Origin of the sequence: Candidatus Symbiopectobacterium sp. NZEC151, from assembly GCF_025962655.1 — a bacterium.
In the GTDB taxonomy this organism is placed as follows: domain Bacteria; phylum Pseudomonadota; class Gammaproteobacteria; order Enterobacterales; family Enterobacteriaceae; genus Symbiopectobacterium.
In genome coordinates, this window is sequence record NZ_JAGFPE010000007.1 from 15,194 (window position 1) to 38,599 (window position 23,406).

The window sequence follows — 23,406 nt, forward strand, 5'->3', positions numbered from 1 at the left end:
GAAGGGAGGCGGATGTAATCGGGAGGAAATCCCCGCCTAGGCGGGGATCACAACAGGATTCAGGACGACGGGCCTTCTTTGCTCTCTTCTGCCTCTGCCTCGCGTTCTTCTGCATCAACCTGACGGCGACCTTTCCCCACGTAAAAACGCGAGCAGAACAGGCCAACTTCAAACAACAGGTACATCGGAATCGCCAACAAGGTCTGCGAGAACACGTCCGGTGGCGTCAACAACATACCGACAACGAAGGCTCCGACCAGCACATAAGGCCGCTTCTTCTTCAAATCTTCCGTGTTGGTCACGCCGCTCCAGCACAGCAGTACAATCGCAATCGGTACCTGGAAAGAGACACCAAACGCCATAAACAGCGCCATCACGAAATCGAGGTAGTTGTTGATATCGGTGGCGATTTGTACACCCTGCGGCGCTGTCTTGGCAAAAAAGCTAAACGCCAGTGGGAACACCACAAAGTAGGCAAATGCCATCCCCGCGTAGAACAGCAAGCTGCTGGAGAACAGCAACGGCATCATCAGGCGACGTTCATGTTTGTACAGCGCCGGGGCGATAAACGCCCAGACTTGATACAACACCAGTGGTGCAGCGACAAACACCGACACGATCATCGTCAGTTTAATCGGCGTAAAGAACGGAGAGGCCACGTCGGTGGCAATCATACTGGCCCCGGCGGGCAGTTGCTCAATAAGCGGTGCCGAGACAATCTGATAGATATCGTTAGCAAAAAAAACCAGCACGACAAATACGCCCAGCACACAAAGAATGCTGTTTAACAGGCGTTTGCGAAGCTCAATCAGGTGACTGATTAACGGTTGTGTATCTTCAACGGCCATAGACTAGCGTTCATCAGCAGAGGGTTGGGAAGGCGCGACAGCCGAGGCAGGCGCTGCGCGCTTATTGGGTACATCATCGTTCGGTGCCACGGCAGCGACAGTCGGCGTTTTTTCAGGCACAACCGTTGCAGAAGGCGCTTCTGGTGAGCTATCCACTGCCGCAGGCGGTGCCACATCGATAAGGGATGAGGGTGACGCAACGGCGGCTTGATCGACAGACGGTAACGCGGCTGGCGAAGACGCCTGTTCGGCGCTGAGAACCCCATCATGAGCCGCTTCAGCATCCGCCAGCGGTTTATGTGGCACCTCACCCAACTGCGCAGTGGCGCTGTCACCGGGTTTCGCATAACCGCGTCGCATGGCATCCGCCGCTTCTTTGAGTTCGTCCATAGAGGCTTTCAGCTCTGGGGAAAGGTTTTTCAGGCTAGCCTGCTCCACCTTCTTCAAACTGTCCTGCAACTCTTGCAACTTCAACTCTTGGGTCAGCTCATTTTGCACCGTAGACGCCAGCGAGCGCAGCGTTCTGACCCAACCAGCAATCGTTTTAACCGCAACGGGCAGGCGTTCAGGCCCGAGAACCACCAGGCCGATCACCATTACGAGCATCAGCTCACCAAATCCGATATCAAACACCGATTATACCTGCTCTTTATGCTGGCTCTTCGTTTCTTCTGATTTTGCGTCAGCCTGTTGTTCCGTGATGGACTTCGTCGCGAAATCGGCATCCTGCTGTGTTTTTTCATTCTGGTTGGCAGATGCGCTGTCAGCGGACGAGGGTTGGTCATCGCTGATGGCTTTTTTAAAGCCTTTAATCGATGCGCCCAAATCAGAGCCTAGCGTTCTCAGCTTGTTAGTACCGAACAGCAGTACCACGATCACCGCGATGATCAACAAGTTCCAAATACTAATACCACCCATACCAATTACCTCTTTTCTACAAAGGGGAGTTATCCATCATCTTTCACACCGCAAACAGTCGTGCGTGCATTTTGTCCAAAAACGAGTCACCGCGCGTTATTCTTGCCCAGCGAATGCATGCCCAGAGGATGCGCCCGGTTTACGTTTCCTGCAACGCCTTTTTCCTGCGGCGGAAAGGCATATAAGGTCAAAGCCGTGACTATTATATACGGCTATTAATAGCGCCTGTCATGATCTGCTTCAACGTGTACGACGCCAACCAATGACCCAGCTCACAACACCAGCGGCCATTAACCCCGCCGACATCACTTCCGGGAGATCCTGACGCCCCACCAACATCAGTAACCCAGCCAGTAGTAGCGTCGCACCTATACCCAATAAATAGTGGGACTGGCTTTGTCGTACTCGCTGCAAACGCAACTCGTCGGTCAAGTGCAAGACGCTTTGCCGCAACTGTCGATGCTGCCGCAAACCATCGTAAATCAACTCGGGAATTTCCGGCAATTTTTCCGCCCAAAACGGCGCTTTTTCTTTCAATCCGCGAATCAGAGCGGCAACCCCCATCTGATCTTTCAGCCACGACTCTAGAAAAGGCTTGGCCGTTTTCCATAAATCCAACTGAGGATAAAGCTGGCGGCCTACTCCCTCAACGTATAGCAGCGTCTTTTGCAGCAAGACCAACTGCGGCTGCACTTCCATGTTGAAGCGGCGCGCCGTGTTGAACAAGTTTAATAACACATGTCCAAAGGAAATCTCTGCCAATGGCTTTTCAAAAATGGGTTCGCACACGGTACGAATCGCAAATTCAAACTCTTCAACATTGGTGTCGGCAGGCACCCAGCCGGAATCCACATGCAGTTCAGCAACGCGGCGATAGTCGCGGTTGAAAAAGGCAATGAAGTTTTCGGCCAAATAGCGCTTATCTTCCTTGTTCAGCGACCCGACGATGCCACAATCGATACCGATATATTGCGGATCTTCCGGGTGTTCTTCGCTGATAAAGATATTGCCCGGATGCATATCGGCATGGAAGAAGCTGTCGCGGAACACCTGAGTAAAGAACACCTGCACGCCACGCTCCGCCAGCAGCGGCATATTGGTACCGTTGGCTTTCAGCGCCTCAACGTCTGAGACCGGAATACCGTAGATACGCTCCATGACCAACATGTTTTCCCTGCAATAATCTGAATAAATTTCAGGAATATACAGCATCGGACTGCCGTCAAAGTTACGGCGCAATTGAATGGCATTCGCGGCTTCACGCAGCAGGTTTAATTCATCAAGCAGGGTTTTCTCGTACTCGCGCACTACCTCACGCGGGCGCAGACGCCGCCCATCCGGCAACAGCATCGGCAGCCAGCCCGCCAAACGGTTCATCAGCCGCATATCCGCCTTGATGACGGGGAGGATATCAGGACGAATCACCTTGATAACCACTTCCTGGCCGTTGGTTTTGAGCCGCGCGGTATGCACCTGTGCGATGGACGCAGAAGCCAGCGGCACTATCTCAAAATCATCAAACCAGCTTTCGAGTGGAATGCCACCCATGGAGAGTTCGATCTGTTCACGGGCCAGTTTGCCGTCAAAAGGATCGACGCGATCCTGAAGGATAGCGAGTTGATCGGCAATCTCTGGTGGAAAAAGATCGCGCCGCGTAGACATCATCTGGCCGAACTTGATCCACACCGGGCCCAATTCCTGCAACGCCAGACGCAGGCGCTCACCAAGCAGTTTGTCCTTATGGCGGTTTGGCATCCAGAACAGGAATTTTCGCCAGATACGCAGCGGTAAGGTAATGCGTAAATGCGGGATAAGCTCATCGAGCCCATAGCTCAACATGACGCGAATAATGTGGTAAAGGCGCAGCAGTTCACTTGGCGTCATGAGGCGGACTCCAGTTTCGCCAGGCGTGCCGCCAGCGTATCGACGTCATTACTCAACGCGGCCACTTCATCATACCACCAGGCCGCTTCTAAACGCCCCGGTGCAAGCCGCCACTCTTCCGTGACAGTTTCCGCCAAATAGCGCCGCTGGCGATCAAATAAACGGCTCGCACCGCGAAACGCCCCTTGCACCGTCTGACCAATGCCTTGAGCAACAACATCGCCCGTGTAGGGCGCAAGCCACTCTGCGGGATCGCACTCTGCCAAATCCAACAGATTGACAACGTGTTGGACAACTTGCATATCCCCTTCAATCACCAGTTCACCGCTACGCATCAGCGATGAAAGCTGCTGGCGATCGCGCAACGTGAGCAGTGCGGGTATCCGGGTGTCTAACTGACAATCCGCCGTATCAGCCCACTGGCTCACCACGTCAACGCGGTGCTCGCCAAAGACCAATACCAGCGGCACCGGCAGTTCTGCTAACACGATTTTGAGCGTTTTTCCCTGTAGTCGCTGGCGCGCCGCTTTCAAGCTACGTTCGCGAAAAAGCAGGCTATTTAACGCCGTTTCCAGCGTGGCCGTCAGCACAGACGTTATCAGCATCAGCGTTTCCCACTATAAAACAACTTAAAATTTGAACCCACGGTGTAACGCGACAATGCCTCCCGTGAGGTTGAAGTAGTTTACACTGTCAAAGCCCGCCTCCACCATCATGCCCTTGAGCGTTTCCTGATCAGGATGCATACGTATCGATTCCGCCAAATAGCGGTAGCTGCCCGCATCTTTGGTCACCATATCACCAATGCGCGGCAAGACATGGAATGAATAGAAATCGTAGACTTTGCTGAGCGGTTTCAACATCGGTTTGGAAAATTCCAGCACCAGCAAGCGGCCGCCGGGCTTCAGGACGCGGAACATGGAGCGCAGCGCTTTGTCTTTATCCGTCACGTTGCGTAAACCGAAAGAAATGGTGATGCAGTCAAAATAGTTATCCGGGAAGGGCAGCGCCTCCGCATTGGCCTGCACATAGCTGACGTTATCAATAATCCCCAGATTGCGGAGCTTTTCGCGTCCCACTTTCAGCATGGAAGCATTGATATCGGCCAGCACCACTTCCCCCGCTTCGCCGACCAGGCGTGAGAATTTAGCCGTTAAATCCCCCGTTCCGCCCGCCAGATCCAGCACCCGCTGGTCGCGTCGGACACCGCTGCACTCAATGGTAAATCGTTTCCAGGCACGATGAATCCCGAAGGACATCAAATCGTTCATCAGGTCATATTTTCCCGCTACTGAGTGAAATACGCCCGCTACCATGGCCTCTTTATCGTTCTTGTCGACAGTGCGAAAACCAAAATGCGTGGTTTTCTCCGGTTCGTTCGTCATGTTCTTCGCCCTACTTTTCCAAATCAGAATTGTGGTCAATCCCCTTTGCGCACTATCGGCTGCACTCGCCGCTCACATTGCGCTGTCGAGCGTTATGCGCAACACGAGCTTGGCGTGTCTGTGCGCGTTTCGCATCAACAATCGAAGAGGAACATCGAATTTTGAAACTACCCCTTAATGGGGAGAGTGTAACAGACCAGGCTTAAAAACCCACCGCTCTGATGCACTGAATAAAGTTGTAAAACGCGAACATTCGTGACGCATCATCGTTGATTCGATGTGCTTGCAGGTTGTTCTCCGCCGGGAGGGACCTCGGTTTGCATTGTTTCAGGCTGCTGAGACAGCCGCCCTTGTTCCTCGTCAGCCTCGGCAGAAAGCACCGCTTGCTCCGCCACGTTGGGGTTTATGGTACGCTTAACCTCAACACCAAGGGAACGGAAACCTTCTACCTGGGCTATCAGATTACCGCGCCCGGAGGCCAGTTTATTCATGGCCTGCCGATAGCTGGCCTGTGACTTATCCAGGCTTTGTCCCAACGTCGACATATCTTCAACGAAGAGACGCAGTTTATCGTACAGCCGAGAGGCTCGATCGGCGATCTGTTGTGCATTGCGGCTTTGCTGTTCATAACGCCACAGATTGGTGATGGTACGTAACGCGACGAGCAGCGTGGTGGGACTAACCAACATGATGTTGTGTTGCAGGGCTTCGCTGATCAATTCTGGATGGCGGTCGATAGCAACCAGAAACGCAGGCTCCACGGGGATAAACATCAGCACATAGTCCAACGAGCGCAGCCCCGGCAATTGCTGGTAATCTTTATTACTCAGCAGTCGGATATGCCCGCGCACGGAGGCGATATGCTCGTTGAGCGCGCTGGCGCGTTCCCCATCATCTTCACTGTTAAAGTAGCGCTCATAGGCCACCAGCGACATCTTGGCATCAATCACCACATCTTTGCCCTGTGGGAGGCGGACGATCACATCCGGCTGCATGCGCCCGTTTGCGCCCGTCTGAATACTGACCTGCGTTTGGTATTCATGGCCTTCACGCAAGCCGGAAGCCTCAAGCACGCGTCCCAGCACCACTTCCCCCCAGTTCCCCTGGGTTTTGTTATCACCTTTCAGGGCTTTGGTCAGGTTGACCGCCTCTCGCGCCATTTGCACGTTGAGTTGCTGCAACTGACGAATTTCATGCGCCAGAGTATGGCGCTCACGCGCTTCACTACCAAACCCTTCCTGAACCTGACGACGGAAACCGTCCAGTTGTTCGCGCAGCGGCGCCAGCAGTTTATCGAGGCTCTGTTGATTTTGCTCACCCACTCGGCGACCGCTGTGCTCAAAAATCCGGTTAGCCAGATTTTCAAACTGCGTCGTCAGGCGTTGTTCGCTGTTGATTAACAGGCGCTGTTTTTCCTCCGCGGCGAGGCGGGTTTCTTCCAAACGGATGGTCACTTCACGCAGCTCTGCTTCCTGCGCACCGTTTGCTTCACGCAGCGCGCGCAGCTCCTGGTTGAGTTGGTTGCACTCCTCTTGCAACCGGGCCATGACCAGCAGCTTTTCCTGATGGGCGGTGAGTTTACCGTGCATCAGACGCAGCTCCATATCATCCTGACGCCGACGTTGTTCGTCCTTATCACGCGCGAGCTGAAGTTCACGTACCACGCTTTGCGCCTGCTGTAACGCTTGTTCTTGTATACGTTGTTCCGTTTCTTGCCGGGCGCGGCGCTGCTGATAACGCAGGCTGGCAACAAGCCATCCCGCCAGCACCCCGACCGCCCCGCCGCCTACGCCGTAAAAGAGGGTGATATCCACGTCGCATTCCTTTCGTTGTCGCCACTGTCCGTCAAAATAAAGTGATACTGTATGTATGTCCAGAAAGAATAGCGCAGGCCAGCGCGAAGCGGCATCGTTGTCGGCAGCGAAATGGTTAAAATGCGAGGCGGTTTGCGTTATGGCTTATCGCCATTGGCTAAATAAAAAAGGGCCGGAAATCCGGCCCTGATACAGATAACATCGCGTTATTGGTATTACAGACGCCCTTTGGCATCGGTAATCGCCTGCGCGACCTGTTGTGGTGACACACCACCTTTGGCAGCGCGCTTTTCCAGACAGGATTGCAGCGACAGGATGGGATACACGTCATCACCAATGGTGGCGCTGAATTTCTGCAAATCCACCAGCGGCAATGCTTCCAGCGGTTTACCCTGCCGAATGGCTTCCACCACTGCCTCACCAACGATGTGATGCGCTTCGCGGAACGGAACGCCTTTCGCCACCAGATAATCGGCCAACTCGGTCGCGTTCGCGTAGCCCTGCTGCGCCGCTTCCTGGCAGCGCGGACGGCGAACCTGAATGCCTTCCAGCACCAGTGCCGCCATCATCAGGCAGTCATGCCAGGTGTCGAGCGCATCGAACAGCCCTTCTTTGTCTTCCTGCATGTCTTTGTTGTACGCCAGTGGCAAACCTTTGAGCGTCATCATCATGCCGGTCAGCGCGCCTTGCACCCGACCCGATTTACCGCGGATCAGTTCCAGCGCATCCGGATTTTTCTTTTGCGGCATCAGAGAGGAGCCGGAGGTTACACGATCGGACAGCTCAACGAACCCGGATTCACCGCTGTTGAAGAAGATCAGATCTTCGGCAAAGCGCGACAGGTGCACCATGCCGATCGAGGCATTAGAGAGCAGTTCCAGTACATGATCGCGATCTGACACCGTATCCAGACTGTTACGCGTGGCAGACGCAAAACCCAGCCAGCCCGCCAGTTGCTCACGATCGATAGGATAGGCCGTCCCAGCTAACGCGCCGCAGCCCAGTGGACTGACGTCGAGGCGTTTTAGCGTATCTTCCAGGCGGCTTTCGTCGCGTGCCAGCATTTCATGGTAGGCCAGACACCAGTGGGCAAAGGTCACCGGTTGGGCGCGCTGCAAATGGGTGTAACCCGGCATCACCGCATCCTGATTCACCTCTGCGGTCGCCACCAACGCGGCGCGCAGTTGGCGCACGGCCAGTTGCAGTTCGCCGATTTGTGCCTTGCACCAGAGTTTAAGATCGGTGGCAACCTGATCGTTACGGCTGCGACCGGTGTGGAGCTTTTTACCCAGATCGCCCACTTTGTCGATCAGCTTCTGCTCTACCCAGCTATGAATATCTTCGGCGTCGCTTTGCAGAATCTGTTCCGGGTCAGCTTGCACTTCGGCCAGCAGCGCGTTCAGCGCCTGCTCTAGCTGCTGTTGTTCCTGCGCGCTGAGTACGTTGACCGTCACCAGCGCTTTTGACCAGCCGATAGAGCCGACGATATCTTGCTCCGCCAGACGGTAATCAAACCGCAGCGAGTCATTAAATTGTTTGAACCGCTGATCTGCCGCCTGACTGAAACGACCGCCCCACAACGCCATAACCGATACTCCCAAAATGTGCTTCAATGTCTTGTAACCATGCGGGCGGACCCGCATGCTCGCTTCCGTTACCGTTCGGCCAACGGAAATGCCTTACAGATTAACAGATTTACGCCTGAATCCGCGTGCCAATCGGCGTGCCGTTAAACAGCGCGGGCAGTTGATCGGCATGACGCCAGCTGGCGATATCTACCGGGCGACCCAACGCGCGAGCGGCATCCAGCGCCGCGTTGACTTTAACGATCATGCCGTCGGTAATAATCCCTTGCGCAATCAGCTGTTCCGCTTTCTGCGCGGTCATTTCAGCGATGCGTTGGCCTTTGCCATCAAGGATACCGCTCACGTCCGACAGCAGAATCAAATCGGCACCCAGCGTCTCTGCGAGCGCGGTTGCGGCCTGATCGGCGTTGACGTTCATCAAATCACCTTGTTCGGTGATGCCGATGGAACTGACGATTGGCAGATACCCGGCGCTCAGCAGCGCATTGGGCAGATCGGCGGAACCCGCCTGTGCTTTGCCCACGTAACCCAGGGATTCATCCAACTGCGTTACCGTAGTCATGCCGCCATCCGCCAGACACAGACCCACCGCGTTGATGGCGTGTTTCTTCGCCCAGGCCAGCAGCGTTTTATTGGCCGAACCGGCCAGCGCACCGGTGATGATGTCGATCTGATCCGCCGGTGTAACGCGCAGCCCGTTTTTCTTCACCACGGGTAACGCCAGTTTTTTCATCAGGTCATCCACCAGGCAGCCGCCGCCGTGCACAATGACCAGCGGGCGCTGGTATTGCTCACGATAGGCAACCAGCGCCGTAAACAGACGCTCCAGCGCTTCTTCGCTGTCCAGTAACACACCGCCCAGTTTGATAATTAACGGATTCATCGCTTTCGTGCCTCAGGATTTGTCAGAGCAAAGATTGGGTTTCAGGGAAACCGAAACGAATATTCAGGCACTGTACAGCTTGCGCCGCCGCACCTTTAAGCAGGTTGTCTTCCGTGGCGACCACAATCAGGTGCTCGTCCTGTACGGAGAAACCGATATCGCAAAACGGCAAGCCAACAACCGATTTTAGCGCCGGAACCCCGTTATCGTAGAGACGCACCAGCGGTTTGTCGTGATAAGCATTGTGGTAGGCTTCCGCTACATCCTGCGCACTGACGCCCGGTTTCAGGCGGCAAGTAATGGTCGCCAGAATCCCACGTGCGAAATTCCCCAGATGCGGCGTGAAGATAACCGGGATACCCAGGTGGGTCGCAATTTCGGGTTGATGGCGGTGATTGAACACGCCATAGGGTTGCAGGCTCACCTCGCAGAAGCTGCTGGTGAGTGAGGCTTTACGCCCGGCGCCGCTCACGCCGCTAACCGCATTGATAACCGGCCACTGGTCGGTGTTAAGCAGTTGCGCATCCACCAGCGGTTTCAGTGCCAACTGTGACGCCGTCGGATAACAACCGGGGACGGCAATCAGTTGCGCTTGCTTGACGCGCTCCGCCTGAAACTCGGCCAGGCCGTACACCGCCTGCGCCAGCCAGTCAGCGTGTTGATGCTCGAAACCGTAATAGCGGCGATAAAATTCAGCATCCTGCACGCGAAACGCGCCGGAGAGATCGAACACCACGCAGCCTGCGGCCAGAAACACCGGCGCAAGATCGTGGCTCACTTTGTGGTCAGTCGCCAGAAACACCACATCGATGCCTTTGGCGGCTTCGGCGGCATCCGTCAACGCCTGCACCGGCAAATCGATGATGCCTTTCAGTTGAGGGTGCAGGTCAGAAATGCGTTTGCCCGCATCAACGCTCTGCGCGGATACCGCAAGTGCGGTGAGGTTCATCTGAGGATGACGATTCAGATAAAGTGCAAGTTCAGCGCCAGTATAACCGCTTGCACCAACAATCAACGTATTCAGCATGGGATCTGCATACCTTCCACTAAAATGATGTAAACAATGCATCGTTAAAAACAGTATCGTTAAAAACAATGTTGTTAAAACAATGTCGTTAAAACAGGGTATCTACAAAACGCCAAACCCGCTAACGGTATTCGACCGGTGCAGGTGTAGACTATCAGGCAATGTCTCATTGAAGGGATCGAAACAGTTTCCTTTCGCTACGCGTTATTGTATTTTTATTCATAATAAATGCATGAATATTGATACTATCCTAACATAAGGCTGTCAACAGTGAAGATGAATTTACCCCCATTTATTGAGCTGTATCGGGCGTTGATCGCGACGCCTTCCATCAGCGCCACCGATCAGGCGCTCGATCAGAGCAATGAAGCATTAATCAATCTGCTCGCCGGGTGGTTTGCTGATTTGGGCTTTCACGTTGAGGTGCAGCCGGTGCCCGGTACACGGCATAAATTCAATCTGCTGGCGCGCATCGGCCAAGGTCAGGGCGGCTTATTGTTGGCTGGGCACACCGATACGGTGCCGTTTGATGATGGCCGCTGGACGCGCGATCCCTTTACCCTGACAGAACACGACAACAAGCTTTATGGGCTGGGCACGGCGGATATGAAAGGCTTCTTCGCCTTTATTCTGGATGCGCTGCGCGATATCGACCCGGCAACACTGACCAAACCGATTTACGTGCTGGCGACCGCCGATGAAGAGACCACCATGGCGGGTGCTAAATATTTCTCTGAATCTACGCAGATACGCCCCGATTGCGCCATCATCGGTGAGCCAACCTCGTTGCAACCGATTCGCGCCCATAAAGGCCATATGTCAAACGCGGTGCGGATTCAGGGACAATCCGGCCATTCGAGCGATCCTTCGCGCGGCGTAAACGCCATCGAACTGATGCACGATGCCATCTCCCACCTGATGGTGTTGCGCAATACGCTGCAAACCCGTTATCACAACGCGGCGTTCCATATCCCCTATCCGACCATGAATTTCGGCCACATCCACGGTGGCGATGCAGCCAACCGCATTTGTGCCTGCTGCGAGTTGCATATGGATATCCGCCCGCTTCCGGGATTGACGCTGAACGATTTGAACGGTCTGGTGACGGAAGCGCTGGCACCGGTGAGTGAGCGTTGGCCGGGACGCGTCAGCGTCAGCGAACTGCACCCACCGATCCCCGGCTATGAGTGCCCGGTGGATCATGCCTTGGTGGGTGTGATTGAGAAATTGCTGGGCGTGCCCACGGACGTGGTGAACTACTGCACCGAAGCACCGTTTATCCAGACGCTGTGCCCGACGCTGGTACTCGGTCCCGGTTCGATTGAACAGGCCCACCAGCCGGATGAATATCTCGACACCGCATTCATCGCCCCAACGCATAAATTGATCACCCAGATGGTGCAACATTTCTGCCGGTAAACGCGAAAGCAGGGGCGTAATAAGCGCCCCTAATCTGCGCATGGATGTAATTAAATTTCACCGATTGCCAATCCCACACGAAAGCAGGTACAACAACAGAGAGGTAAAACCGGCAGGGTGATAAAACAACCAATCGTCAATTGACGAATCCCGCCGGGCGTGGCTAGATGAAGGCAGCGTTTTGCGTCTTTCTATGAAACAAACTTACAAAAAATAGAGATGGGTCAGGGTAAATATGAACGAACAATATTCCGCGATGCGAAGTAATGTGAGCATGCTGGGTAAACTTCTTGGTGACACCATCAAGGATGCATTAGGAGAGAGTATTCTTGATAAGGTCGAGACGATCCGTAAGCTGTCAAAATCGTCCCGCGCAGGCAATGAAAAGCATCGTCAGGAGCTGTTGAACACGCTGCAAAATCTCTCCAATGAGGAGTTGCTCCCGGTCGCGCGCGCCTTCAGCCAGTTTCTTAATCTGACCAACACCGCAGAGCAATATCACTCTATTTCGCCACACGGCGAAGCGGCCAGCAACCCGGAAATTTTATCTCAGGCGTTCGATCGCCTGAAAGCGCAGGCACACTTAAGCGAACGCGATATTCGTGACGCGGTGGAGACGCTCTCCATTGAGCTGGTGCTGACCGCACACCCGACAGAAATCACCCGTCGCACGTTGATTCATAAGCTGGTTGAAGTTAACACCTGCCTGAAACAGCTCGATCACAACGATCTGGCAGACTATGAACGCAACCAGATCATGCGCCGTCTGCGCCAGTTGATCGCCCAGTCTTGGCACACGGATGAGATCCGTAAGATCCGCCCAACGCCCGTAGACGAAGCCAAATGGGGCTTCGCCGTGGTGGAAAACAGCCTGTGGGAAGGGGTGCCCGCCTTCTTGCGCGAGCTGGATGAGCAGTTGGAAAAATCTTTTGGTTTCCGCCTGCCGGTGGATTCTGTCCCCGTGCGCTTTACCTCCTGGATGGGCGGCGACCGCGACGGCAACCCGAACGTAACCGCAAAAATCACCCGTCACGTCCTGCTGCTGAGCCGTTGGAAAGCCGCAGACCTGTTTTTACGTGATATTCAGGTGCTGGTGTCCGAGCTTTCCATGTCGGAATGTACACCGGAACTGCGTGAGCGTGCCGGTATCGCAGAAGGGGAAGAGGTTCAGGAACCTTACCGCGTTATTATGAAATCCCTGCGTGCGCAGCTTAACGCGACCCTGACTTACCTTGAGGGCAGCCTGAAAGGCGAGCGTACGCTGCGTCCGCACGATCTGCTGGAACACAACGAACAGCTGTGGGAACCGCTGCACGCGTGCTACCAATCGCTGCATGCCTGTGGCATGGGCATCATCGCCGATGGCCAACTGCTCGATACCCTGCGCCGCGTGCGCTGCTTCGGGGTGCCATTGGTACGTATCGATGCGCGTCAGGAAAGCACGCGCCACACCGAAGCGCTGGCGGAAATCACCCGTTACCTTGGGCTGGGCGACTACGAAAGCTGGTCTGAATCCGACAAACAGGCGTTCCTGATCCGAGAATTGAGTTCCAAACGTCCTCTGCTGCCCCGTCAGTGGGAACCAAGCGCAGAAACCAAGGAAGTGCTGGATACCTGCCAGGTGATCGCGGAAGCGCCGCAGGGCTCTATCGCCGCGTACGTTATCTCCATGGCGCGCACGCCGTCCGACGTGCTGGCCGTGCACCTGCTGTTAAAAGAAGCGGGCTGCCCCTTCGCCTTGCCGGTCGCTCCGCTGTTTGAAACGCTGGATGACCTGAACAACGCCGACGATGTGATGAAGCAACTGCTGGGTATCGACTGGTATCGCGGCTTTATCCAGGGCAAGCAGATGGTGATGATTGGCTATTCCGACTCCGCTAAAGATGCGGGCGTGATGGCGGCTTCCTGGGCGCAGTATCGCGCGCAGGACGCGCTGATCAAAACCTGCGAGAAAGCAGGCATTGCGCTTACGCTGTTCCACGGTCGCGGTGGCTCCATCGGTCGCGGTGGTGCACCGGCTCACGCCGCCCTGCTGTCACAACCGCCGGGCAGCCTGAAAGGTGGCCTGCGCGTGACCGAACAGGGCGAAATGATCCGCTTCAAGTTCGGCTTACCTGAAGTGACCATCAGCAGTTTGTCGCTCTATACCGGCGCTATCCTTGAGGCCAACCTGCTGCCGCCGCCAGAACCGAAACCGGAATGGCACGACATCATGGATGAACTTTCTCGCGTGTCTTGCGATATGTATCGCGGCTATGTGCGTGAGAATCCAGACTTTGTTCCCTACTTCCGCGCCGCAACGCCGGAGCTGGAACTGGGCAAACTGCCGCTCGGTTCACGCCCGGCGAAACGCCGTCCTAACGGTGGGGTAGAAAGCCTGCGCGCCATTCCGTGGATTTTTGCCTGGACGCAAAACCGCCTGATGCTGCCAGCCTGGCTGGGCGCGGGCGCTGCGTTGCAAAAAATCGTGGAAAATGGGCAGCAGAAATCGCTGGAAACCATGTGCCGCGACTGGCCGTTCTTCTCCACGCGTATCGGGATGCTGGAAATGGTGTTCGCCAAAGCGGACCTGTGGCTGGCGGAATACTACGATCAGCGTCTGGTTGACGAAAAGCTGTGGCCGTTGGGCAAGGAGCTGCGCGACCAGTTGGCGGCAGATATCAACGTGGTGCTACGGATTTCCAACGATGACCATCTGATGGCAGATTTGCCGTGGATTGCGGAGTCTATCGCGCTGCGTAACGTCTATACCGACCCGTTAAACGTGCTGCAAGCCGAGTTGTTACACCGTTCGCGTGAGCATGAGAACCCCAGCCCGGAAGTAGAACTGGCGCTGATGGTGACCATTGCAGGCGTGGCGGCAGGTATGCGTAACACAGGCTAACCGCAACGCCCCTCTCTTCCCGCCTCACACTGAGGCGGGATACCGTCTTCGTTTTACCTATCTAGTCAACCAGATACTTACGCTGCAACTGGTAGCGCGCGTCATCGTCCAGCCCGTAGTCCGTCGCCAGCCAGCGGTTTATCGATCCATAGCGTTCTTTGATGGTTCGCAGTGCGGTCGCCAGAAACGCTTCCTGAACCGAGAGCACAAAGGAGAATTGCGACAGCGCTTTCTCATTCAGCGTATCGGCCAGCGATGTCAGCAGTTGCGTGCGGAAAGGCGCAAGGGTGATATCCGTGACCAGGTAGTCTTCCATCACCGTCTTTTCATCCACGCCGAGCGCAAACAACACCAGCGCGGAGCCGATGCCGGTGCGATCTTTGCCAACGGCACAGTGCTGCACCAACGCCCCCTCTTCTGGCCTCTGCAACAGGGCAACCAGTTGACGATAAGCGGGATTATTGAAGGGCAAACGCCGATAAAGCTCCAGCATAAAGGCCTGCGAGTCAAACGCAGAGAGCTGCTCTGAACCCAACGACTCCAGACTGGCGGTGACCTCGTGGCGAATCGGGTTGGCGGGGCACGTGTGATACTGTGCGCCTTCCCACAGGATATCGGGCTTGGCCGCCGCTTCATCCGGATCGCGATAGTCAACCACATGCGATACGGGAACACCGGCCAGGTGCTCACAGTCAGCGGCACTGAGTTGATCCAACGAACCTGCACGGAACAGTTTGCGCGGGCGAATACGTTGCCCGTCTGCGGTACGCAATCCACCCAAATCACGAAAATTGATGCCGCCCTCTAATGCCAGCAGAGAGGGATGGCGTGGTGCTGATGTTGTCATACAACTCCTTGCAATACGTGGCGAAAACTCAGGCACTCAATAACCGGCGTGCTGCATCCAGCACCACCTTAACGGCAGCGGTTTCCGCCAGCTTCATCGTCGCGACATCCGGCGTTTCCTGCTGGGTGCGGTTGACGATCACACCTGCGACCATGCCCGCCCGCAGGCCCTGGCTGGAACACATGGTGAGCAACGTGGCCGATTCCATTTCATAATTCAACACGCCCATGCTTTGCCACTCTTGCATTGAGCCTTGAAAACGCCGCACGACGCGCCCAGAGTAGGTATCGTAGCGCTCTTGCCCCGGATAAAACGTATCCGACGAGGCGGTCACGCCAATATGCAGCGGGAAACCGGAGGCCTTCGCGGCATCCACCAGCGCGGCGGTGCAGGCAAAATCGGCCACTGCCGGGTACTCCAGCGGCGCAAAGTGCAGGCTGGCACCGTCCAGACGCACGGCGGCCGTCGTCACCAGCACATCACCCACATTCATATCAGGCTGGATCGCCCCGGTGGTACCCACGCGCAGGAAGGTTCTCACACCCAATTGCGCCAACTCTTCTACCGCAATGGAGGTCGAAGGGCCGCCAATACCCGTGGAGCAGATCACCACCGGTTGTCCCGCAAGCGTCGCACGCCAGGTGGTAAATTCGCGGTGCGCGGCCAGAAACACAGGGTTATCCATCTCCCGCGCGATTTTTTCGACCCGTGCCGGATCGCCGGGCACAATGGCTAACGTCGCCCCTTGCAGCCCCTGTTTGGTTAACCCCAGGTGGAACACATCAGATTCAGACATACTCGTCTCCTCATCGTGGGCAAGATAGTAGCGTTACTATCCTAGCGCATCAGTGCCACAACAGCAGTGATATATCTCACTACCAAAAGAAACCAATACAGTGGTATACACTTATTAATTGCGCGTTGTCACACCAATAATCCCTTTTATGCTCAAGAGGAGAAAAAACACCATGAAAGAGGCCGAACCGCTGGAACTCCGACAATCCGATCGGGCAATGACCCGTGCCGTTGCGCCCCATGCCGAGTCAACGATCCTCACCGACAGCCAAGGGATTATCGCAGGTGAGACCACCATTCCGTCCCAAGGTGAACAGCTTCCCGCCTACCTCGCTAAACCGGCATCGGGCGACGGGCCTTACCCTATCATTCTGGTGGTGCAGGAAATTTTTGGCGTGCATCAGCATATTCAGGATGTCTGCCGTCGGCTGGCTAAACAGGGTTATCTCGCCATCGCGCCAGAACTGTATTTCCGTCAGGGCGATCCGCATCAGTATGACGATATCCCGACCTTGTTGAGCGGATTGGTCAGCAAGGTGCCGGATGCACAGGTGCTGTTGGATCTCGATCGCGCAACCAATTGGGCCGTGCGACAGGGCGGCGATGCCAACAAAATTGGCATTACCGGTTTCTGTTGGGGCGGACGAATCAGTTGGCTGTATGCGGCGCACAATCCACAGTTGAAAGCCGCGGTTGCCTGGTACGGTAAATTCTCCGGTAACAAAACCCTGACCACGCCGAAACACCCGGTTGATGTCGCCGCCGATCTCAGTGCGCCGGTGCTCGGGTTATACGGCGCAGAAGACGGCAGTATCCCCTTCGATCAGGTAGAACTGATGCGACAGGCGCTACGCGCCGCCAACGCCACGGCCGAGATTGTGGTGTATCCCGAGGCGGGACATGCTTTCCATGCGGATTATCGCCCCAGCTATCATCAAGCGTCCGCTCAGGATGGCTGGCAGCGTATGCTGGCGTGGTTTGCGCAGTACGGTGTGAAATAGGCAAAAAAAAACGCAGGGAGAAACACCCTGCGTTTGATGTCAAACCAATGAGGTTAGGCTTCGGTTGCGCGCAAGCGCTGCGCGGCTTCCACCATGTTAGCCAGTGACTGACGGGTTTCCGGCCAGCCGCGCGTTTTCAGGCCGCAGTCCGGATTCACCCACAGGCGCTCGGCGGGAATACGCTGTGCCGCTTTACGCAACAGCGCTTCAATCCATTCCACGCTCGGTACGTTCGGTGAGTGGATATCGTACACGCCCGGCCCGATTTCATTCGGGTACTCGAACTCTTCGAACGACTCCAGCAGTTCCATGTCTGAACGCGAGGTTTCGATGGTGATCACGTCAGCATCCAGTGCGGCAATGGAGTCCATGATGTCGTTAAACTCGCAGTAACACATGTGCGTGTGGATCTGGGTGTCATCCCGCACCACTGCGGCATTCAGACGGAAGGCTTCCACGCCCCATGCCAGATAAGCCTGCCAGTCAGAGCGGTGCAGCGGCAGCCCTTCGCGCAGTGCCGGTTCATCAATCTGAATAATACCGATACCTGCACTTTCCAAATCCGCCACTTCATCACGCAGTGCCAGCGCGATCTGCTTGGCAATGGTTTCACGGCTGACATCTTCGCGCGGGAACGACCAGCACAGGATGGTTACCGGCCCGGTTAACATGCCTTTTACCGGCTTGTCGGTCAGGGATTGGGCATATTTGGCCCACTCGACCGTGATCGGTTCCGGACGGCTGATATCGCCGATGATCACTGGCGGCTTCACGCAGCGTGAACCGTAGCTCTGCACCCATCCGTTTTGGGTGAAGATAAAGCCATCCAGGTGCTCACCAAAATACTCGACCATGTCGTTACGTTCGGCTTCACCGTGCACCAGCACGTCCAGACCCAGACGTTCCTGCTCGACAATCGCCTGTTTGATGTGCTCAGCGATGCCCGTGCGGTAGTTGTTGCCATCAAGACGGCCTTGCTTAAAATCCAGACGCAGGCCACGAATTTCCGTGGTTTGCGGGAATGAACCAATGGTCGTGGTCGGCCAATCGGGCAGATTGAAACGGGCACGCTGTGCCTCGGCGCGTACCGGATAGGCGTGTTGGCGCTGGCTGTCCTGCGCGGTAATCGCCGCCAGACGCTGAGTCACCGCCGCATTGTTAACGCGCGTTGAGGTGCTGCGCGCACGGATCGGAGCGCTGTATTCCACCAGTGCAGCACCATCGCCGCTGTTCAGTGCCGCCGTCAACAGCGACAGTTCAGCACACTTTTGCAACGCGAAGGCGAACCAGCTTTTCACTTCGTCATCCAGACGCGTTTCCACGCTCAGATCGATCGGGCTGTGCAGCAGAGAACAGGAAGAGCCAATCCACAGTTGACGTTGCCCCACCAGCGGTTGCAGGCGTTCAAACCAGGTGCTGAGATCGGCACGCCACACGTTACGACCGTTGATCACACCTAACGATACCAGCCAATCAGCCGGCAGTTGCGCCAGCAGCGCAGCGGCATCATCCTTGCCGTGTACCAGATCCACATGCAGCCCTTGTACCGGCAGCGCGCGAATGGTGTCCAGGTTATGACCGATGCTGTCAAAATAGGTGGTCAGCAGCAGTTTGGCCGAGCCCTGCAACGCATCGTAAGCCGGTTTAAAGGCATCCAGCCACTCTTGCGGCAGTTCCAGCACCAGTGCAGGCTCATCAATCTGTACCCACTCGATACCGCGTTTTGCCAGCTCTGCCAGCACCTGCTGATATACCGGCAGAATGTCTTTCAGCAGGGAGAGGCGATCAAACGCATCACCCTTCACTTTGCCCAGCCACAGGTAGGTCACCGGGCCCAACAGCACGGGTTTGACCTTGTGGCCCAGCGCCAGCGCTTCGTCCACTTCATCCAGCAGTTGCGTCCAGGTCAGGGCAAAACGCTGTCCCTGAGTGAATTCGGGCACCATGTAGTGGTAGTTGGTGTTAAACCATTTGGTCATCTCTGCGGCGGCCGCCGGTTCGCCGGTCGGTGCACGGCCACGGCCAATGCGGAACAGCGTGTCGATATCAACCTTGCCATCTGCATTTTGGTGACGCGCAGGCACGTTACCCAGCAGCAGGCTGGTGGTCAGCACGTGATCGTACCAGGCAAAATCACCCACTGGCAGCAGGTCAACGCCAGCCTCTGTCTGCTGTTGCCAGTGACGTGCCCGCAGCGATTTACCCACTTCCAGCAGTTCAGCCTGAGTAAGGTTGCCTGCCCAATAGCCTTCTTGCGCTTTTTTCAGTTCACGGCGCAGTCCGACGCGCGGAAAACCCAGTGTGTGATTTAAAATTGCCATCATTGATCCTCATTTAGCCGTCCAGATGTTTACACATCCATAATCAACAGGTACTGTATAATGCACAAGCGCAAATTATTCACTGTCATTGTGAAGGACTCTCATGATCGAACTGAAACACTTACGGACACTGCAAGCTCTGCGCGGCACAGGCTCGCTGGCAGCCGCAGCCGCGCAGCTTCACCAGACGCAATCGGCGCTTTCCCACCAGTTCAGTGAGCTGGAGCAGCGTCTGGGTTTTCGGCTGTTTGTGCGTAAGAGCCAGCCGCTGCGCTTTACTCCTCAGGGAGAAATTCTGCTGCAATTGGCCGATCAGGTGTTGCCCCAGATTCAACAGGCGTTGCAGGCCTGCAATGAGCCGCATCAGACCACGCTGCGTCTGGCGATTGAGTGCCACAGCTGTATTCAGTGGCTGACGCCTGCTCTGGAGCATTTCCACAGCCAGTGGCCGCAGGTAAACATGGATTTTAAATCCGGTGTCACCTTTGATCCTCAACCGGCCCTGCAACAAGGGGAACTGGATCTGGTGATGACATCGGACATTTTGCCGCGCAGTGGATTGCACTACTCACCAATGTTTGATTTTGAAGTGAGATTGGTGCTGGCCCCCGACCATGCCTTAGCGAGCAAAGAGACCATTTCGCCGGACGATCTCGCCAATGAGATCCTGATGATCTATCCGGTTCAGCGCCAGCGTCTGGACATCTGGCGTCATTTCCTGCAACCGGCAGGCATCAGCCCGACGCTAAAAAGTGTGGATAACACCCTGTTGCTGATTCAGATGGTGGCGGCGCGCATGGGTATTGCCGCGCTGCCTCACTGGGTGGTGGAAAGTTTTGAGCGTCAGGGATTGGTGGTGACCAAAACGCTGGGTGAGGGATTGTGGAGTCGGCTGTACGCTGCGGTGCGCGATGGGGAACAGCGCCAGCCGGTGCTTGAAGCCTTTATTCGTTCTGCCCGCCAGCACGCGTGTTCGCATCTGCCGTTCGTGCGGGATGCTGCACGACCCAGCGCTGGTGTACCCACAAAGCCGCAAGGATAATCAGCGAACCCAGGGCAAAACGCCCCCAGTCGGGCGTCTTCTGCCAGAAGAGGAAGTTAACCAGTAGTCCGGCAGGGACGTGAAAGTTGTTCATGATACTCAGCGTACCGGCATCCACCTTGGTAGCACCGTAGTTCCACATGAAATAGCCCAGGCCGGAGACAATCGCGCCCAAAAAGACCAATACGCCCCACTGTATCGGCGCAGTGGGTAACTTGGCGAAGTTGCCAAACAGTCCCCACGCCACCAGCGTCACCCCAGCAGCCCCGAGATAAAACCAGGAAAACGCACTGTGCTGCGGCATCGGGTGCAGTTCCATCAGGCGCTTATAGCCCACTTGCCCCGCGGCGAAGCAAACATTGGCAGCCTGAATCAACAGAAAGCCATGCCAAAAATGCGCGCTGACGCCATGATAATGGATGACTACCGCTCCCAATACCGCCAGCAATGCGCTAAAGGCATAGCCCCAGCGCAAGCGCCGCCCGCTGATCACATCGTAAATCAACGTGACGTACAACGGTGTCATCACCGAAAACAGCAGCAGGGTCGGAACATCAAGATAGAGATAACTACGGAACAGCAGCAGGTACATCACGCCCAGTTGAATCACGCCGATCAGCAGATACAGCCCCAATACTTTGGCTGAATAACCTCGCCAACGCAGGAACGGCAGAAAAACCACGGCGGCCAGCACTAAACGAAACATAGCAGAGAACCAGCTATCGACCTGTCCCGCCAGATATTCGCCAATCAGGCTGAATGAAAATGCCCACAGAATGGTGGTAATGACCAGTAATAACACGCTGACACCCTAGTAAAAACGATAAGGGGCCATTGTACCGCATTGGCTGCATAATCCCCGACCAATGCGGTTTACATTTGGTTTATATACGAACAGTCAGATTTGCCAGCGCAGCCAGGCAAAAAAGACGTTGCCGTTGTTGTAGGTGCCGGGAATGTAGGTCGCCTGAAAGGAGAGACGCTGATAGTTCACCGAGACCAGCGGCAACAGCACCGGAATCGGGATATAGTGCCAGTTGTCCCGCATGGTAACGCCAGCAGTGAAGCCAGCCCCCAATTGAAAATCCGGGTTGGTGGTCGGCGTCCAGCGTTTTTCGAAACCATAGCCGCCAATCGGCTCCCATTTGTTGAAGGAGTCTTTAAACGCCATCAGATACAGGCCGTGCCAATCACCGTCGGCATCCAGACGCGACACACCGTAGCCCGCGCCCCAGGGACGTTCATTGTACTTGTCTGTTTTCTCTTTGTCGTAAGTCCAGCGGTTATGCCAGGTGATAGCTGGGATATAGAGCTCCTGACTTGACGAGTTCGACCAGGTTTCTGACAAATTAAATTTGGCTTTTTGCCACCAACTGCCCTGCTTACTGTCCTGCACAGCCTCCTTCGACATTTCCACGGGGGAAACCGTTGGGGCAGCGAGGGAAGGAAGCGAGAACAGAAAAGGGAAAAGGATAAATATCACACGTCTCAGATACATCTTTGCTTCTCGTAAACCATCAATATTGTTGCGAGACCTGAACCGTCACATGACAGGGAAAGTCTGGTTTAGGGAAACAGGCCACGGAAAAAAGCCTGTCCAAAGCGGTATTATGACGGATTCACACGCTCTATTGCGTGTAATTGTCGGTGCAGCAGCAATATTTGAGATATTTCTTATAAGAAAATATCCTATTACAGCTGATTATTCGGAGAATATTCGCTACAAAAATCAGGAAAAGCATCTGAAAAACGGCTTGCGAATGGAAACGCTCAAATCCCATCGCCGTATTCAAATCCCCGATTGATTCCGTTGAAGTATTGATCCATGTCCATCGCTGGTTTGTCGCTTTCCGGACGTCCCACAATGCGCGCTGGCACACCCGCCGCCGTGGTATGCGCCGGAACCGGTTGCAACACCACGGAACCTGCGCCAATTTTTGCGCCGCGCCCGACTTCAATATTACCGAGGATCTTGGCACCTGCGCCGATCATGACCCCTTCACGGATCTTGGGATGACGATCGCCGCTGGTTTTCCCGGTCCCACCCAAGGTGACGGATTGCAGGATAGACACGTCATTTTCCACCACTGCGGTTTCGCCGATCACAATCCCGGTGGCATGATCGAGCATGATCCCGCAGCCAATGGTGGCTGCCGGGTGGATATCGACGCCAAACGACACCGAAATCTGGTTCTGAAAATAAATGGCAAGCGCTTTACGCCCTTGATACCAGAGCCAATGACCAATACGGTAGGCCTGAAGCGCATGAAATCCTTTCAGGTAAAGCAGCGGCGTGGAGTATTTATCCACCGCGGGGTCACGCTGACACACCGCGCGAATGTCGCACGCAGCAGAGAGAATCATCTGCGGATCGGCACGATAGGCCTCTTCCACCACTTCGCGAATGGCAATCGCGGGCATGATGGAATTTGCCAGCTTGTTCGCCAGCATATAACTCAACGCGCTGCCCAGGTTTTCATGTTTCAGCAATGTGGCATGAAAAAAGCTGGCCAACATCGGTTCGCAATCAGCCAGCGACCGGCCTTCTGCTTTGATATTTGCCCATACCAATTCCAATTCATCAGTCGACATTGCCTTCACTCCCCTGCCGCACCGTTCATTGCGATGCGCTTACACGTTGCATTTATTGTTATCGCCCGTCACGCTTGCCAAAGACTCGCGTAGCCGCCAGCATACGATATATACCCTAAATAATTCGAGTTGCAGGAAGGCGGCAAGTGAACGAATCCCG

Annotated in this window: 21 protein-coding genes; 5 read left to right on the forward strand and 16 right to left on the reverse strand. The window is 55.4% G+C overall.

Annotated elements, in window-relative coordinates; translation table 11 throughout:
- Window positions 1-59: 59 nt before the first annotated feature.
- From tatC to argC, 10 genes are all read right to left on the reverse strand, one after another.
- Window positions 60-848 carry a Sec-independent protein translocase subunit TatC gene (tatC, locus tag J5067_RS18480; protein ID WP_264645499.1) on the reverse strand — a complete coding sequence of 263 codons (789 nt, stop codon included), beginning with the start codon at window positions 846-848 and terminating at the stop codon, window positions 60-62.
- Window positions 849-851: 3 nt separating this feature from the next.
- Window positions 852-1,481: a Sec-independent protein translocase protein TatB gene (gene tatB, locus J5067_RS18485; protein ID WP_264651736.1), complete on the reverse strand. Its 630-nt coding sequence runs from the start codon at window positions 1,479-1,481 to the stop codon at window positions 852-854.
- Between the two features lie 3 nt (window positions 1,482-1,484).
- Complete coding sequence (tatA, locus tag J5067_RS18490; RefSeq protein WP_195316054.1) at window positions 1,485-1,766, reverse strand: Sec-independent protein translocase subunit TatA; 282 nt, start codon at window positions 1,764-1,766, stop codon at window positions 1,485-1,487.
- 240 nt (window positions 1,767-2,006) lie between these two features.
- On the reverse strand, window positions 2,007-3,650 hold the full coding sequence (gene ubiB, locus J5067_RS18495) for a ubiquinone biosynthesis regulatory protein kinase UbiB (RefSeq protein ID WP_264645497.1): 1,644 nt from the start codon (window positions 3,648-3,650) through the stop codon (window positions 2,007-2,009).
- On the reverse strand, window positions 3,647-4,255 hold the full coding sequence (locus J5067_RS18500; RefSeq protein ID WP_264645496.1) for an SCP2 domain-containing protein: 609 nt from the start codon (window positions 4,253-4,255) through the stop codon (window positions 3,647-3,649). The genes ubiB and J5067_RS18500 overlap by 4 nt, the downstream gene beginning before the upstream one ends.
- A gap of 24 nt (window positions 4,256-4,279) precedes the next feature.
- Window positions 4,280-5,035: a bifunctional demethylmenaquinone methyltransferase/2-methoxy-6-polyprenyl-1,4-benzoquinol methylase UbiE gene (gene ubiE / locus J5067_RS18505; RefSeq protein WP_264645495.1), complete on the reverse strand. Its 756-nt coding sequence runs from the start codon at window positions 5,033-5,035 to the stop codon at window positions 4,280-4,282.
- A 263-nt stretch (window positions 5,036-5,298) separates the two neighbouring features.
- Window positions 5,299-6,849: a DNA recombination protein RmuC gene (rmuC, locus tag J5067_RS18510; protein WP_264651737.1), complete on the reverse strand. Its 1,551-nt coding sequence runs from the start codon at window positions 6,847-6,849 to the stop codon at window positions 5,299-5,301.
- 215 nt (window positions 6,850-7,064) lie between these two features.
- Window positions 7,065-8,435 (reverse strand): argininosuccinate lyase, encoded by a 1,371-nt coding sequence (gene argH / locus J5067_RS18515; RefSeq protein WP_264645526.1) that lies wholly within the window; start codon window positions 8,433-8,435, stop codon window positions 7,065-7,067.
- Between the two features lie 109 nt (window positions 8,436-8,544).
- Window positions 8,545-9,318, reverse strand: a complete 774-nt coding sequence (argB, locus tag J5067_RS18520; RefSeq protein WP_264645493.1) for an acetylglutamate kinase — start codon at window positions 9,316-9,318, stop codon at window positions 8,545-8,547.
- Window positions 9,319-9,340: 22 nt separating this feature from the next.
- Complete coding sequence (gene argC / locus J5067_RS18525) at window positions 9,341-10,345, reverse strand: N-acetyl-gamma-glutamyl-phosphate reductase (protein ID WP_264645492.1); 1,005 nt, start codon at window positions 10,343-10,345, stop codon at window positions 9,341-9,343.
- A gap of 270 nt (window positions 10,346-10,615) precedes the next feature.
- Between argC and argE the strand changes: the two genes are divergently transcribed.
- Both argE and ppc read left to right on the forward strand, forming a co-directional pair.
- Window positions 10,616-11,764 (forward strand): acetylornithine deacetylase, encoded by a 1,149-nt coding sequence (gene argE / locus J5067_RS18530; RefSeq protein WP_264645491.1) that lies wholly within the window; start codon window positions 10,616-10,618, stop codon window positions 11,762-11,764.
- Between the two features lie 235 nt (window positions 11,765-11,999).
- Entirely contained in the window at window positions 12,000-14,648 is a 2,649-nt protein-coding gene (gene ppc, locus J5067_RS18535; protein ID WP_264651738.1) for a phosphoenolpyruvate carboxylase, read from the forward strand.
- A 61-nt stretch (window positions 14,649-14,709) separates the two neighbouring features.
- Here ppc and J5067_RS18540 read toward each other — a convergent pair whose 3' ends face one another.
- Entirely contained in the window at window positions 14,710-15,495 is a 786-nt protein-coding gene (locus J5067_RS18540) for a tyrosine-protein phosphatase (RefSeq protein WP_264645489.1), read from the reverse strand.
- A gap of 28 nt (window positions 15,496-15,523) precedes the next feature.
- Complete coding sequence (gene udp / locus J5067_RS18545) at window positions 15,524-16,291, reverse strand: uridine phosphorylase (protein WP_264651739.1); 768 nt, start codon at window positions 16,289-16,291, stop codon at window positions 15,524-15,526.
- A gap of 172 nt (window positions 16,292-16,463) precedes the next feature.
- Here udp and J5067_RS18550 point away from each other — a divergent pair, with 172 nt between their 5' ends.
- Window positions 16,464-17,291 (forward strand): dienelactone hydrolase family protein, encoded by an 828-nt coding sequence (locus J5067_RS18550; protein ID WP_264651740.1) that lies wholly within the window; start codon window positions 16,464-16,466, stop codon window positions 17,289-17,291.
- Between the two features lie 53 nt (window positions 17,292-17,344).
- On the opposite strand, the gene metE is transcribed toward J5067_RS18550, so the two are convergent.
- Complete coding sequence (gene metE, locus J5067_RS18555) at window positions 17,345-19,612, reverse strand: 5-methyltetrahydropteroyltriglutamate--homocysteine S-methyltransferase (RefSeq protein WP_264651823.1); 2,268 nt, start codon at window positions 19,610-19,612, stop codon at window positions 17,345-17,347.
- A 103-nt stretch (window positions 19,613-19,715) separates the two neighbouring features.
- Here metE and metR point away from each other — a divergent pair, with 103 nt between their 5' ends.
- Window positions 19,716-20,654 (forward strand): HTH-type transcriptional regulator MetR, encoded by a 939-nt coding sequence (gene metR / locus J5067_RS18560; protein WP_264645486.1) that lies wholly within the window; start codon window positions 19,716-19,718, stop codon window positions 20,652-20,654.
- Here metR and J5067_RS18565 read toward each other — a convergent pair.
- A complete protein-coding gene (locus J5067_RS18565) occupies window positions 20,557-21,456 on the reverse strand; it encodes a carboxylate/amino acid/amine transporter (RefSeq protein WP_264645485.1) in 900 nt (299 codons plus the stop codon). The genes metR and J5067_RS18565 overlap by 98 nt on opposite strands.
- 96 nt (window positions 21,457-21,552) lie before the next feature.
- Window positions 21,553-22,071: a lipid IV(A) palmitoyltransferase PagP gene (gene pagP / locus J5067_RS18570; RefSeq protein ID WP_319801689.1), complete on the reverse strand. Its 519-nt coding sequence runs from the start codon at window positions 22,069-22,071 to the stop codon at window positions 21,553-21,555.
- A gap of 130 nt (window positions 22,072-22,201) precedes the next feature.
- On the opposite strand from pagP, the gene J5067_RS18575 reads away from it, so the two are divergent.
- Window positions 22,202-22,459: a hypothetical protein gene (locus J5067_RS18575; protein WP_264651741.1), complete on the forward strand. Its 258-nt coding sequence runs from the start codon at window positions 22,202-22,204 to the stop codon at window positions 22,457-22,459.
- On the opposite strand, the gene cysE is transcribed toward J5067_RS18575, so the two are convergent.
- A complete protein-coding gene (gene cysE / locus J5067_RS18580) occupies window positions 22,425-23,246 on the reverse strand; it encodes a serine O-acetyltransferase (protein ID WP_264626276.1) in 822 nt (273 codons plus the stop codon). The genes J5067_RS18575 and cysE overlap by 35 nt on opposite strands.
- Window positions 23,247-23,406: the final 160 nt, after the last annotated feature.